Below are 13,421 nucleotides of genomic sequence, written 5' to 3' on the forward strand. Positions count from 1 at the left end.
GTTCATGGCCGGCGGCGGGCGCACGACGCGCGTGCACGGGCCGTTCTGCTCGGATTCGGAAGTCGAGAGCGTCGTCGCTCATCTCAAGCGCCAGGGCCGGCCATCCTACCTTGAGGCGGTCACCGCCGACGAGGGCGAGGGGGCTAAGGGGTCGGCCTCCGACGAGGTCGAGATGGACGGTGCGGTGTTCGACCAGGGCAGCTTCGGCGAGACCGGCGGCGACCTCTACGCCCAGGCCATGCAGGTGGTGCTTCGGGACAAGAAAGCGTCCACGTCCTACATCCAGCGCCGCCTGCAGATCGGCTACAACCGCGCCGCCTCCCTCATGGAGAAGATGGAGATGGAGGGCATCGTCGGACCGGCCAACCACGCCGGGAAGCGCGAGATCCTGGTCGAGGCGGACGCTCACGTAAACTGATCCGCAAGAGCTGATCCGAAAGCGTTCTCGATGAAAAGAGAACCGCCCCGAAGGGAAACCCTCGGGGCGGTTCTGTTTCGCGTCGCGGTGTCTCGGGGGAGCGGAAACGAAATCCCGCACTCCCGACGGGATCAGGCCCGGCTGACGCTCGCGGCGTTGATCTCGGCGATCTTCGTCGCACCGACCTGACGCATGATCGTCTCGAACTCGCGCTGCATGAGGGTGAGCACCATCTCGACGCCGGGCTGGCCGAAGGCGGCGAGCCCCCAGGCGTAGGGGCGGCCGACGCAGACGGCGGTGGCGCCGAGCGCCAGGGCCTTGATCACGTCGGTGCCGCGCCGGAACCCGCCGTCGATGAGGATCGGCACCTTGCCGTTCACGGCGCCCACGATCTCCGGCAGGACGCCGATGGTCGATTGCAGGCTCTCCTCGGCGCGGCCGCCGTGGTTCGACACGATGAGGGCGTCGACGCCGTATTCCAGGGCCTTCTTGGCGTCCTCGTGGGTGACGATGCCCTTGAGGACGAGCTTGCCCTTCACGATGCCGCGCAGGCGCTTGACGTAGTCCCAGGTCATGCCGGTGCCGTAGAGGTTCGTCACCTTCGACACGTCGAGGTCGTCGAACATTGGCTTGCGGCTCACCTCGTTCTTGAAGCCGGGCGTATGGCAATCGGTGCAGGTACGGGTATCGCTGCGGCGCTCACGGAACAGGGTCTCGGTGTTGCGACCGCCCTGCCGGTCGACGGTGAGCACGATGGCCGGGGCGCCGGCCTTCTCGGCGCGCTTCACCAGGGCCTCGGTCACGGCCCAGTCGTCGGTGGGGTACAGCATGTACCAGACCGGGGAACCGCGCTCCTTGATCACGTCCTCGATGGAGGTGCTGCCCACGGTGGACAGGATCATCTGATGGTTCTTCGCCTTGCAGGCGCGAGCAACGGCACCCTCGGCCTCGGGGTGGAACGCACCCTGGCTGGAGATGGGCGCCAGTGCGATGGGGCTGCCCCAGGTCTCGCCGAAGATCTTCACCGTGGTGTCGATCTTGCGCACGTCGATAAGGCGGCGGGCGCGGATGGCGATCTTCTCGAAGCCCTCGCGGTTGGCCTTCAGGGTCTCGTCGCCGTCGACGCCGCTGGCGAGGTAGCCGTAATGGGCGGGGGGCAGGGTCTTCTTCGCCACCGCCTCGAAATCGAAGACGTTCAGGGCCTGGGCGGGATTGGCGATGAGGTCGCCGTCCATGACGGGCGCCTGCCGGAGGACGTCGTAGCTCTGAGCCATCGCCCCCGCAGTGCCGGCGGCGAGCATTCCGGCGACCGCGCTGATGGCGCCCGGTGCGAGGATCGGGCTGGCGGACAGGAATTCCAGCAGTTTCCTGCGATTGAGCGACGCCTCTCGACCGTTGGTCTGCTGGTTGTGGCTTGACATGTGAACTATAAATCTCGCGCGTCGGGTACGACAGGCGACGGTTTTGACCTATTCGCATTCGAAAACGCAAGATGCCGCACCGCAAAACAGCCATGCTGCAGTGCAATTAATCGGCCTGCAGTTTTGCCGCATCCAGTCCCACGGCGGACCTTTCAGGTGCGCGGACCATAGAGGATGAGGCCCGCCCCGGCGAGGCACAGGGCGGCGCCGGCGACATCGAAGCGGTCCGGCCGCTGGCCTTCCGCGCCCCACATCCACAGGAGGGACGCGCCGATGTAGAGCCCGCCATAGTCCGCATAGGCGCGGCCGGCCGCCTCGCTCTCGACGCGCGTCAGCAGCCAGGCGAACAGCCCCAGGGCCACGGCGCCCGGCACCAGCCACCAGGCCGAGCGCCCGAGCCGCAGCCAGGCCCAGACCGAGAAGCACCCGCCGATCTCGAACAGGGCGGCGGCGGCGTACACGACAACGGTCATGCGACGGTGAATCGGTACGTGGTGACCGCCGAGAACGATTCGCCCGGACGCAGAACGGTGCTCGGGAAGTCGGGATGGTTCGGCGCGTCGGGAAACCCTTGCGCCTCGAAGCACACGGCATCCCCGGCGCGATAGAGCCCACCACCCGAGCCCGTCGCCGTGCCGTCGAGCATGTTGGCGGTGTAGAGTTGCAGGCCGGGTTGGGTGGTGGCCACGGTCAGGTGCCGGCCGCTCGCGGGATCGTGCGCGGTGGCGACCGTACGCAGGCCGCCGGCTCCGCGCAGCACGAAGGTGTGGTCGTAGCCATGGCCCCGGATCAGTTGGCGATCGGGCGCGCGGATGCGGGCGCCGAGGGCCGTGGGGGTGCGAAAATCGAAGGGCGTGCCGGAGACCGCGCACCGCTCGCCGGTGGGGATCTGATCCGCGTCGACCGCCAGGTATGCGTCGGCGGCGATTCCCACCACGTGGTCGAGCGCATCGCCCGCGCCCTCGCCGGCGAGGTTGAAATAGCTGTGGTTGGTCAGGTTCAGAACCGTCGGCCGGTCGGTCTCGGCCGCGTAGGTGATGGACAGGGTCTCGTCGTCGGGAAGGGCGTAGGTCACCCGCACGTCGAGGGTGCCGGGGAAGCCCTGGTCACCGTCGGGCGAGCGATGGGCGAGGGTGAGGTCGGTACCGGTCGCCGATTCAACCCGCCAGACCTTGCGGTCGAACCCCGCCGGGCCGCCATGCATGGTGTTGTCCCCCTCGTTGCGGGGCAGATCATGGACCTGTCCGTCGAGGCTGAACCGGCCGTGCGCGATGCGATTGGCGTAGCGGCCGATGAGGGCGCCGAAATGCGCGTCGCTGGCCTCGTAGCCGGCGAGGTCCATGGCGCCCAGGACCACGTTGGTTCTCCGTCCCGTCCGGTCGGGTGTCTCGATGGCGGAGACGATTCCGCCGTAATCGAGGATCCGCACGGTAAGCCGCCCGCGCGCGAGGGTGTGGCGGGCGACGGGTTGCCCGTTCTTGGTGCGGCCGTAGGGCTCGGGTGTCATCGGCGGCGTATCTCCGCGGGGGTCACGGGCGGTCGACGTGCGCGGCACGCCGTCGCCTCAAGGCGCCAGGGTCTCGTCGGGGGCGTCGCCCGAGAGCTGCATCCGGTGCAGGCGGGCATAGGCTCCGCCACGGCCCATGAGGTCGGTGTGGGTGCCGGTCTCGGCGACGCGGCCGGCCGCCATCACCACGATGAGATCGGCGTCGCGCACCGTCGAGAGGCGGTGGGCGATGACGAGGGTAGTGCGCCCGCGCATGAGGCGCAGGAGCGCGGCCTGGACGAGGCGCTCGGACTCGGAATCGAGCGCACTCGTCGCCTCGTCGAGGAGCAGGATCGGCGCGTCCTTCAGGAAGGCGCGGGCGAGCGAGATGCGCTGGCGCTCCCCCCCCGACAGCCGCCCACCGGCGGGGCCGACGCGAAATTCGTAACCCTCGGGCAGGCGCGAAACGAAGCCGTGGGCGGCCGCCGCCTCCGCCGCCGCCTCGATCTCGGCTCGGGAGGCGCCGGGGCGGCCAAAGCCGATGTTGGCTGCCACCGTGTCGTCGAACAGCACCACCTCCTGGGACACCACCGCAACGGCCCGGCGGAGCGACGCGAAGGTCACGTGCCGGATGTCCTGACCGTCGATGGACACGGCTCCGGCATCGACGTCGTAGAGGCGCGGCACGAGGTTGAGCAGCGAGGATTTTCCCGACCCCGAGCGCCCCACGAGGGCCACGGTGGCGCCGGCCGGCACGGCGAGGTCGATCCCCTCCAGGGCCGGCGCGTCGGCGCGGTAGCGGAAGCGCACGTCGGAAAAGCGGATCGCGCCGCCGCCCACCAGCAGTTCCTTGGCGTCCGCCGCCTCGCGGATCAGCGGGGCCTCGTCCATGAGGGCGAAGTAGCGCTGCAGGGCCGCGCCCGCCTCCTGCAGGATGGCGTTGAGGGTGCCGAGCGCCCGGGCCGGCTGAGCGGCGAGCAGCAGCGCGGCGACGTAGCCGGTGAAATCCCCCACCGTGCGCTCGCCCGACATCACCCGCTGGCCGACCAGCACCAGCACGGCGGCCACGGCGAAGCCGCCGCCGATCTCGAGGAGCGGATCGAGGCGCCCGCGGGCGTTGGCCGCCTTCATCTTGAGGCGGCGTACCTCGTCGAAGGCCCCCTGCGCCCGGCCCTTGAGGTAGCCTTCCAGCGCGTAGGTCTTGGCGATGCGCGCGCCCTGCAGGCTCTCGGAGATGAGGCTCGCGGTGAGCCCCATCTGCTCCTGCGTCGTCGTCGAGACCCGGCGCAGCTTCTTGCCGACCCGGCCGATGGGGCCGGCGACGAACGGCACGGTCACGCCGGCCACCAGGGTCAGGAGCGGGTCCATCCAGATCAGCGCCGCCACCAGGGCGATGAGCATGGCGATGTCGCGCAGGAGCACCGTGGAAATGCGGGTGAGCGCCTCCTTGATGAAGGCGAAATCCGTGGTGAAGCGCTGGGTGAAGGCGGCCGGGCTCTCGCGCCCGAGCTGGGCCAGATCCGAGTCGATGAGGTGGGCGTAGAGGGCCGCCTGCATGTCGGCCTCGACCCGCGTGACCACCCGGTTGGTCAGCACCGTCTGGCCGAACAGGGCGAAGCCCCGGATCGACGTGATGGCGATGACGATGAGGGGACCGTAGGCGAGGGCCGCCGTGTCCTTGGCGTCGAAGGCGTCGAAAGCGCCCTTGATGAGGGCCGGGTAGAACCCCGTCGCCGCGCCCACGATGGCGATGAGCACGAGGACCACGGCCAGCGTCGCCCGGTGGGGGCTGAGCCACTCGCGCCAGACACGGCCCAGGAGGGGGAGGGTGTCACCCCTCAGGAGCGGCCGACGCGCCATGGTTTTTTATGACTTTCTCAACGCCCCGAGAAATCGGATCGGCCGGTGTTTGCGGCCGGGGGGACGAGAGATCAAGTCGAGGCATCCAGGCTTGGCAATGTGATAATGTTACACTACTGAACCGAAGAAGCCTGAACCGAGGACCTTTGCCGATGTTGCGTGGACGCCTCCCGACCGGACTGCCGATGGCGTTCGCCCTGCTGCTCGCAGTTCTCTGCGGCGCGGCGCCGGCCCTGGCCGACCCCGAAAGACTCCGTGTGGTGGCGACGTTCTCGATCCTCGGCGATCTCGTCTCACAGGTCGGCGGCGAGCGGGTGGCGGTGACCACCCTGGTCAAGCCCGACGCCGATGCCCACGGCTACGCGCCGGCACCGAGCGACGCCCGCACGCTCGCGGCGGCCGACATGGTGGTCGTCAACGGCCTCGGACTCGAGGGGTGGATCGACCGCCTCATCAAGGCGTCCGGCGCCAAGGCACCCGTCGTGGTGGCCTCGAAGGGGATCAAGCCCATCGAGGAGGCCGATGACCATGGGCACGGCCATGCCCACGACCACCACGCCGATCCGCACGCCTGGCAGAGCATCGCCAACGCCAAGGTCTACGTCGCCAACATCCGCGATGGGCTCGCCAAGCGCGATCCGGCCCATGCGGCGGCGTACGCGGCCCGGGCCACGGCCTATCTCGGCGAACTCGATGCCCTGGAAGGCGAGGTCCGCGCCACCATCGCGAAGATTCCCCCCGCACAGCGGCGGATCATCACCACCCACGACGCCTTCGGCTACTTCACCGCCGCCTACGGCCTGACCTTCATCGCGCCGCAAGGGGTCTCGACGGACAGCGAGGCGAGCCCGCGCGACGTGGCGCGGATCGTCCGGCAGATCCGGGCGGAGAAGATCCCGGCGGTGTTCCTCGAAACCATCGCCGACCCGCGCCTCATGGAGCAGATCGCCCGCGAGAGCGGTGCGGCCATCGGCGGCAAAGTCTATTCCGATGCCCTGTCGGGCCCCGACGGCCCGGCACCGACCTACGTGGCGATGATGCGCAACAACCTGACGGCCTTCGCGCGGGCGCTCGGCCCACGCTGACGCGTCAGCGCCGCGACTCGGCGGCCATGCGCAGGGCGAGGCCGGCCAGAACCGTGCCCATGAGCCAGCGCTGGGCCACCTGCCAGGCCGGACGGCCACCGAGGAAGGTGGACACCGACCCGGCCCCCACCGCGATGAAAGCGTTCACGCCGACGCTCACAAAGATCTGGACCGTGCCGAGGATCAGGGCCTGGACGAGGACGCTGCCCCGCGCCGGGTCGATGAATTGCGGCAGCAGCGACAGATACATCACCGCGATCTTCGGGTTCAGCAGGTTGGTGACGAACCCCATGGTGAACAGCCGGCCCGGGCCGTCATGGGGCAGGGCGCGTGCCGCGAACGGGCTGCGCCCGCCCGGCCGCACGGCCTGCCAGGCGAGGTAGAGCAGGTAGGCGGCCCCCGCCCAGCGCAGGGTATCATAGGCGAACGGCACGGCGAGCAGCAGGGCGGTGATGCCGAAGGCCGCGCACAGCATGTAGACGACGAACCCGAGCGCGACGCCGCCGAGGGAGATCAGCCCGGCCCGCGACCCCTGCGCGATGGAGCGCGACACGAGGTAGATCATGTTCGGCCCCGGCGTCAGGACCATGCCGAGGGAGACGAGGGCGAAGGCGAGGAGGCTGGTCGATTCGGGCATGATCCGACGCTAACCCCCCATCGCGCACAACCACAAGGACACTTGAACGAGGGCGGACCGGACACTCAGGGGCGGGGCAGGATGTCCGCCAGTTGCGCCGCGACGGCACCGGCATCGACGAACGCGAGGGTCACGGGCAGGACCGTGACGCGGGTGGCGAATTCGGGCGGCAGCCGGACGTGGTCCTTCCGGGTGGTGACGAGGTCGGCGCCGAGGCGCTCCGCCTCCGCCGCGAGGGCGCCGAGTTCGGCCCGTCCGTAGGGATGGTGGTCGGCGAAGGCGCGGGTCGCGACCACGTCGGCGCCGGCTTCGCGCAGGGTGGCGAACATCTTGTCGGGCCGGCCGATACCGGCGAACGCCAGGACCCGGCGCCCGGCCCAGTCGCCTTCCGGGACGAGCCGGGCGCGGTGCACCGGCAACCCACGGTGCGCGGCGTCCTCGGCCACGGTCTCGCCGGGGGCGCCGGCGCCGATGAGAACGAGGCCGTGGATGTGGCGCCATTGCCGGGCGAGGGGCACCCGCAGGGGGCCGGCGGGGAAAACGCGGCCGTTGCCGACGCCCACCCCCGCATCCACCACCGCGAAGGACAGAGCCTTGGCGAGCGCCGGGCTCTGCAGACCGTCGTCCATGACGATCACGTCGGCGCCCGCCTCGATGCAGTGAGGCGCGCCCGCCAGCCGGTCCCGCGCCACGATGGTGGGGGCGAACCGGGCGAGCAGCAGGGGTTCGTCGCCGGTGTCCACGGCGGCGTGCCGGTCGGGATCGACGCGCACCGGGCCGGCGAGGCGGCCGCCATAGCCACGGGTCAGGAAGGCCGGGGATGCGCCGAGGTCGCGCAGGAGACCGGCCACCGCGAGGGCGGTCGGCGTCTTGCCGGCGCCGCCGAGGGTGAAATTGCCGATGCACACGATGGGACAGGGGCCGGGCGTGCCCCGCCGGTCCATCCTGGCGGCGCTGCGCCAGCCGTAGAGGGCGGCGAGGGGCGCCAGAGCCCGTGCGGCGGGGTGCCCAGGCCCGGCATGCCAGAAGGCCGGGGGCCGCATCAGGCCCGGCTCACTGCGCCGTCATGGCGGTGAGCCGCATCTGCGCGATGAACGGATCGAGCACCGCCAGGGTGCGATCGACGGCGCCCTCGAACGGCGCGAGGGCCGCTGCTCCCGCGCGGGCGATGGCGTCGATGCGGGCGGGTTCGGCGAGAAAATCCGCGAGGGCCGCGGCGAGGTCGTCCGCGTCGGCGACGCAGCGGGCGCCACCGGCACCGTCGAGGGCCCGGTAGACCTGCGTGAAGTTGAAGATGTGCGGCCCGTGCAGGACCGCGGCGCCGAGGCGCGTCGGCTCGATGGGGTTCTGGCCGCCGTGCTCCACGAGGGAGCCACCGAGAAAGACCAGGGACGTCAGGCGATAGAACAGGCCGAGTTCGCCGAGCGTGTCGGCGACGTACAGGTCGATGCTCCCGTGCGGGCGCCCGCCTTGGGAGCGCCGGGCGCTGCGCAATCCTTCGGCCGAGGCGCGGGCCGCGACATCGCCGCCGCGATGGGGATGGCGCGGGACCACGATGGTGAGGATTTCGGGCCAGCGGCGCTTCAGCACCGCGTGGACGCGGGCCGCCACGGCGTCCTCGCCCGGATGGGTGCTGGCCGCGACCCAGACGGGGCGGTCGCCGATGCAGTCGCGCAAGTGCGCGAGTTGCTGCTCGTCCACGGGCGGCACGTCCGAATCGTATTTGAGGTTGCCCGAGACGACGACCCGGGGTGTGCCGAGCTTGGCGAAGCGCGCCGCATCCTCCTCCGTCTGCGCGAGGCAGACGGAGATGCGCGCCAGGAGCGCGCGGGCGGTGCGGGGCGTACGGCCCCAGCCGCGGAACGAGCGCTCGGACATCCGGCCGTTGACGAGGATCAGGGGAATGGCGCGGGCGTGGAGGCCGGCGACGGTGCTGGGCCAGATCTCGGATTCCGCCACCAGGGCGAGGTCCGGCCGCCAATGGTCGAGGAAGCGCCCGACCCAGCGCGGTGCGTCGAGGGGCATGTACTGGTGCACGGCTCCCGACGGCAGGCGGCTGCCGATGAGATCGGCGGCGCTGCGGGTGCCCGTGGTGACGAGGACGGAGAACCCCCGCGCGATCATGCCGTCGACGAGGCCGACGAGGGAGAGGATCTCGCCGACGCTGGCGCCGTGCATCCAGACGAGGCGGCCGATGGGGCGGGCGCGGCCGGGCAGGCCGCGGCGCTCGGACAGGCGCCCCGGGTCCTCCTTGCCCTGGCGCGAGCGCCACGCCAGCAGACCGGCCACCGCCGGCTCGCCGACGAGGAGACCGTAGCGATAGAGCTTCAGGATCGCCGTCAGGGGCGGGGCCTTGGTGGGGATCGCCTTCACCGACGCGGGCTGAGCCGGCGCTCTCATGCGGGGTTTCCCACCCGGTCGGTGCGGCCGACGAGGGTATAGGCGCGGTCGTGAACGCGGTTCATCTCCGCCTCCACCGCGAGGCGCAACGCCTCGAACGCCTCGGGTTCGGTCTCGCGGGGTACGTGGATCGGCGTGCCGAACACCATGGCGCCGCGCCCGAACGGGAGGCCGAAGCAGGCCCGGTCCCAGCTGTTCAGCCGCAGGTGCCGGCTGGTGACCACGGCCACGGGCACGATGGGCCGACCGGAAAAGCGGCTGAGGGTGAGGATGCCTGCGTCGCAGCGGCGCGAGACCTTCGGCACGTCGGCGCTGAAGGCGACGGATTCACCGTTCTTCAGGGCGCGCAGCATGGCGCGCAGGCCCTCGGCACCGCCCTTGGCCTTCACGTCGCGCACGGCCCGCCCGCGCGCACCCGACGCCCGGATCACCCGCACGCCCATGCGCTCCAACGCGATGGTGTTGATGTTGCCGTCGGCCGAGCGCGAGATGATCGTGGCGATGCGGTCGTGCGGCCGGCGCATGAACGAGATCATCGTGTGCTGGCCGTGCCACATGCCGGCGATGAACGGCCCGAGGCCGTCGAGCCAGGGATCGGGCTCGGCCGGCTCCATGGAGAAGCGGTTGGTGGCGCGCACGAGGCGCAGGTACCCGCCCGCGGCGCGGCCGAGGGCCTGCTGGACCGCCGGGGCGCGGCCGATGCGCTTGAGGACACTCATGATGCAACGCCTTCGCGGCGCGGTACGCGGACCGACCCGGCGCGAGGGCCGGGGAGGGCCGCCTTGGCCGTCGCCGGGCGGTGTCTAGCGCCGTTCCCCGTTGGGGCGCAACGCTCGGCCTCCGGGCACCCCCGGTCCGACTCACGGCGAAACGCGGCAAATCCCCGTCGACACCCGACAAATTCGCTTGTTCATAACAATTCTAAATTATAGATTGGAACGAATCAAAACTGGAGACCAGGCGATGATCGCGACTGCGGGCGCCGAGACGCGCATTCCTTCCCCGACGCCGGGTGCGGCAACAGCCGACGCGCACCGGGCCTTCGTCCTCCGCTACGTTCAGCCGGCGCTCGCCGGACTCATCGACGGCTCGGTCTCGACCCTGGCGCCGATCTTCGCCGCGGCCTTCGCGACGCACAGCAACGGCGCGACCTTCCTCGTCGGGCTGGCCGCCTCCCTCGGTGCCGGCATCAGCATGGGCTTCACCGAGGCCCTGTCGGATGACGGGTCTATCACCGGACGTGGATCGCCCTGGATGCGCGGTCTCGTCTGCGGCGTGATGACGACGCTGGGCGGCCTGGGGCATACGCTGCCGTACCTGATCCCCGATGCGTGGCCGAATGCCTTCGCCGTGGCGACGGGTCTCGCCGTCCTGGTGGTCGTCGTCGAGCTGTTCCTCATTGCCGGCATCCGCACGCGCTACATGGCCACACCGTTCTGGCGGGCCGCGCTTCAGGTGGTGCTGGGCGGCGCCCTCGTGCTGGCGACCGGCATCGTCATCGGCAGCGCGTGAGTGGCGTGTGGTGCGCGCCGACCGGGTTGACCCCGCCGCCGCGAGTGGCGATGCCGGGCGTGACTTCCATCCGCAACGGACACGCATGTTCCGCCTCGCCCACATCACCGACCCGCATGTCGGGCCGCTGCCGCGCCCGCGCCTGCGCCAGCTCTTAAGCAAGCGCGCCACGGGCTACGTGAACTGGCGGCGGGGGCGCAAGAACGCCCACGACATGGAACTGCTCGCCGCCCTGGTGGCCGACCTGCAGATGCAGCCGCACGACCACATCGCCTGCACGGGGGACCTCTGCAACATCGGCCTGCCGAGCGAGTGGGCGACCTCACGGGTGTTCCTGGAGGCCTTGGGCGATCCCGAGGCGGTGAGCTTCGTGCCGGGCAACCACGACGCCTACGTGCGCGGCTCCCTCGACGGGCTGCTGGCCGCCTGCGGCGCCTGGACCACGGACGACGACGGCACGCCGGGCGTGTTCCCCTACCTGCGCCGCCGCGGCCCCGTGGCGCTCATCGGCCTGTCTTCGGCGATCCCGACGAAGCCGTTCGTGGCCAGCGGGCGCCTCGGCCCACCGCAGATCGTGGCGGCTCGCGGCATCTTGGAACGCCTCGGCGCCGAGGCCGAACCGCCGTGCCGGGTGGTGATGATTCACCATCCGCCCCATCCGGGCGGTGCCTCGTCGGGGCGTGAACTGAAGGATGCCGAAGCGTTCATGGCGATGATCGCGCAGGCCGGAGCCGACCTCATCCTGCACGGCCACAACCACGTCGGCAGCGTGCATTTCGCGAAGGGGCCTGGGGGACGGCCGGTGCCGGTGGTGGGATGCACCTCGGCCTCGGCCCGCGAGGGCGGACCGAACCGGCGGGCGAGCTACTACCTGTACACCATCACGCGCGGTCCCTCCGGCTACGGCATCGCGGGGCGGGAGCGGGGACTCACGGAAACCGGCCTCATCGACGATCGCGGACCGCTACGATTGACGCCAGCTTGACCGGCGCGCAGGTGCGTCGCCCGCGGACGGGCGACGCCGGGATAGCTCGTCAGGCGGAGAGGCCGGTCGGGCGGTTGGGCGGGCCGAGGGAGGCGAGGAGACCGAGATCGGCCTCGTAGCGCTCGGCCTGAGTGCGAGTGAGGCCGCTCACCAGGACTTCAGTCCCACGATAGACAGTATAGGTGCCATCGTGGGTCGGCGTGACGCGAATGGTCTGGGACATGGCAAACACCTTGTCTCGATCTGGAATCGTCGAACGCTGTGAAGTCGCCGATGGTAACCCAAACTTAAGACGCAGCAAGGCCGAGCCCGGCGCGCGCACAAGACTTTCGTTGCGGCAACGCACCATCCGCTGCATGGATAAGGTCGAGAGATCGGATTTTGGGGAATGACCACCGTCGCTTCGCAAGTTCCGCAGCGCGTCACGCCCTGGACGATCTTTGCAACCAGCGGAAACAACGCGTCGGGCCAATGCCTCGACTTAAACCGAATCAAGTAGACTGGAGATAATGTGGATTGGCGCGCCAGCCCGAATAAAAGTGCGAACACGTATGTGATTGAAATACTGAGGTAAATTCAAACTTGCATGGCGCGCCCAAAAAGGAAACTCAAGTGCGATTTGACCTGACCGGCTGGCTTTGGACCGGGCTGATTGAGAGGATCAGCCAGGACCAGAGGAGTCGAACATGCGGCGAGGTCAGAAGACGAGCGCGGAGCAGGTCGTGCTGGAGCTGCGCCAGATCAAGGTGCTGATCCTCCCCCGCTTTCGCGGACACGGGGTTTAGCTTGCATTCCGCTCGGCTTGCTCGGGCGTGATGTAACCGAGCGCCGAGTGGATGCGCTGCCGATTGTAGTAGCCCTCGATGTAGGCGAACAGGTCGCGTCGGGCCTCGTCCCGGGTCGCCCATCGTCGTTGGTGGACGAGTTCGACCTTGAGTGTGTGGAAGAAGCTTTCCATGGGAGCATTGTCGTAACAACAGCCCGTACGGCTCATGGAGGGCGTCGCCTTCATGTCGGCAAGCTGCTTTCGGTAGGCCTCGGCGGCGTATTGGCTGCCGCGATCCGAGTGACAGATGAGCCCAGCGGCCGGTCGCTGCCGTTGGGTGGCCATCATCAAGGCGGCCGATGTCAGCTCGGTCCGCATGTGGTCGCGCATGGACCAACCGACGATTCTTCGCGTGGCGAGATCGAGGACGGCGGCCAGATAGAGCCAGCCCTCGCCGGTGGGCAGGTAGGTGATATCGGCCAACCAAACCGTGTTGGGCAGGGCAGCCGAGAACTGTTGTTTGAGGAGGTTGGGCGCGATCGGCAGATCATGACGACTGTCGGTGGTGCAGGGCCGGAACCGACGCCCTGCCAGAGCCCGGATGCCTTGACGGCGCATGAGGCGCTCCACTCGCCCGCGACTGACGGTTCGGCCCTCTGCGCGCAAGGCCGCGTGCACCCGAGGTGAGCCATAGCGCCGATGATGCTCGGCATGGATCCGCCGGACGTCGTCAAGGAGCTGACGGTTCGACGCCGACCGGGCGCTCTCGGGACGTGACCGCCAGCCGTAGTAACCGCTGGGGGAGACTGCGAGCACGCGGCACATGAGACGCACCGGCCAGGTGTTCGCAT

Annotated in this window: 13 protein-coding genes and 1 pseudogene; 4 read left to right on the top strand and 10 right to left on the bottom strand. The window is 69.8% G+C overall.

The features are described from left to right. A partial coding sequence (locus tag ASF25_RS14585; protein ID WP_280137347.1) for a DNA translocase FtsK occupies positions 1-418 on the top strand: 418 nt, incomplete at its 5' end. Between the two features lie 131 nt (positions 419-549). On the opposite strand, the gene ASF25_RS14590 is transcribed toward ASF25_RS14585, so the two are convergent. The 4 genes from ASF25_RS14590 to ASF25_RS14605 all read right to left on the bottom strand — a co-directional run bounded on the left by ASF25_RS14590 (position 550) and on the right by ASF25_RS14605 (position 5,185). Beyond that, positions 550-1,839 carry an alpha-hydroxy acid oxidase gene (locus tag ASF25_RS14590; protein WP_056305457.1) on the bottom strand — a complete coding sequence of 430 codons (1,290 nt, stop codon included), beginning with the start codon at positions 1,837-1,839 and terminating at the stop codon, positions 550-552. 152 nt (positions 1,840-1,991) lie between these two features. Beyond that, entirely contained in the window at positions 1,992-2,312 is a 321-nt protein-coding gene (locus ASF25_RS14595) for a YnfA family protein (protein ID WP_056305459.1), read from the bottom strand. Beyond that, positions 2,309-3,346 carry an aldose epimerase family protein gene (locus ASF25_RS14600; RefSeq protein WP_056305460.1) on the bottom strand — a complete coding sequence of 346 codons (1,038 nt, stop codon included), beginning with the start codon at positions 3,344-3,346 and terminating at the stop codon, positions 2,309-2,311. The genes ASF25_RS14595 and ASF25_RS14600 overlap by 4 nt, the downstream gene beginning before the upstream one ends. A 57-nt stretch (positions 3,347-3,403) precedes the next feature. Then, a complete protein-coding gene (locus ASF25_RS14605; RefSeq protein ID WP_056305461.1) occupies positions 3,404-5,185 on the bottom strand; it encodes an ABC transporter transmembrane domain-containing protein in 1,782 nt (593 codons plus the stop codon). Between the two features lie 185 nt (positions 5,186-5,370). Between ASF25_RS14605 and ASF25_RS14610 the strand changes: the two genes are divergently transcribed. Beyond that, the gene (locus ASF25_RS14610) at positions 5,371-6,270 is read left to right on the top strand and encodes a zinc ABC transporter substrate-binding protein (protein ID WP_156368997.1); all 900 of its coding nucleotides are present in this window, start codon (positions 5,371-5,373) and stop codon (positions 6,268-6,270) included. Positions 6,271-6,274: 4 nt separating this feature from the next. On the opposite strand, the gene ASF25_RS14615 is transcribed toward ASF25_RS14610, so the two are convergent. From ASF25_RS14615 to ASF25_RS14630, 4 genes are all read right to left on the bottom strand, one after another. Then, the gene (locus tag ASF25_RS14615; RefSeq protein WP_056305465.1) at positions 6,275-6,907 is read right to left on the bottom strand and encodes a LysE family translocator; all 633 of its coding nucleotides are present in this window, start codon (positions 6,905-6,907) and stop codon (positions 6,275-6,277) included. A 65-nt stretch (positions 6,908-6,972) separates the two neighbouring features. Further along, positions 6,973-7,950 carry a tetraacyldisaccharide 4'-kinase gene (gene lpxK / locus ASF25_RS14620; RefSeq protein WP_056305467.1) on the bottom strand — a complete coding sequence of 326 codons (978 nt, stop codon included), beginning with the start codon at positions 7,948-7,950 and terminating at the stop codon, positions 6,973-6,975. Between the two features lie 10 nt (positions 7,951-7,960). Continuing rightward, positions 7,961-9,307: a 3-deoxy-D-manno-octulosonic acid transferase gene (locus ASF25_RS14625; RefSeq protein WP_082479259.1), complete on the bottom strand. Its 1,347-nt coding sequence runs from the start codon at positions 9,305-9,307 to the stop codon at positions 7,961-7,963. Then, positions 9,304-10,026, bottom strand: a complete 723-nt coding sequence (locus ASF25_RS14630) for a lysophospholipid acyltransferase family protein (RefSeq protein WP_056305469.1) — start codon at positions 10,024-10,026, stop codon at positions 9,304-9,306. The genes ASF25_RS14625 and ASF25_RS14630 overlap by 4 nt, the downstream gene beginning before the upstream one ends. Positions 10,027-10,339: 313 nt before the next feature. Between ASF25_RS14630 and ASF25_RS14635 the strand changes: the two are divergent. Both ASF25_RS14635 and ASF25_RS14640 read left to right on the top strand, forming a co-directional pair. Further along, positions 10,340-10,819: pseudogene (locus ASF25_RS14635) on the top strand (VIT1/CCC1 transporter family protein); the annotation flags it as partial. Between the two features lie 85 nt (positions 10,820-10,904). Further along, on the top strand, positions 10,905-11,804 hold the full coding sequence (locus ASF25_RS14640; RefSeq protein ID WP_056305472.1) for a metallophosphoesterase: 900 nt from the start codon (positions 10,905-10,907) through the stop codon (positions 11,802-11,804). A gap of 49 nt (positions 11,805-11,853) precedes the next feature. On the opposite strand, the gene ASF25_RS23260 is transcribed toward ASF25_RS14640, so the two are convergent. Next, on the bottom strand, positions 11,854-12,027 hold the full coding sequence (locus tag ASF25_RS23260; protein ID WP_200918875.1) for a hypothetical protein: 174 nt from the start codon (positions 12,025-12,027) through the stop codon (positions 11,854-11,856). Between the two features lie 558 nt (positions 12,028-12,585). Then, on the bottom strand, positions 12,586-13,421 hold an 836-nt coding region (locus ASF25_RS14645; RefSeq protein ID WP_082502750.1), incomplete at its 5' end, for an IS3 family transposase.

It is taken from the genome of Methylobacterium sp. Leaf100, from assembly GCF_001422845.1.
Taxonomy (GTDB): Bacteria; Pseudomonadota; Alphaproteobacteria; order Rhizobiales; family Beijerinckiaceae; genus Methylobacterium.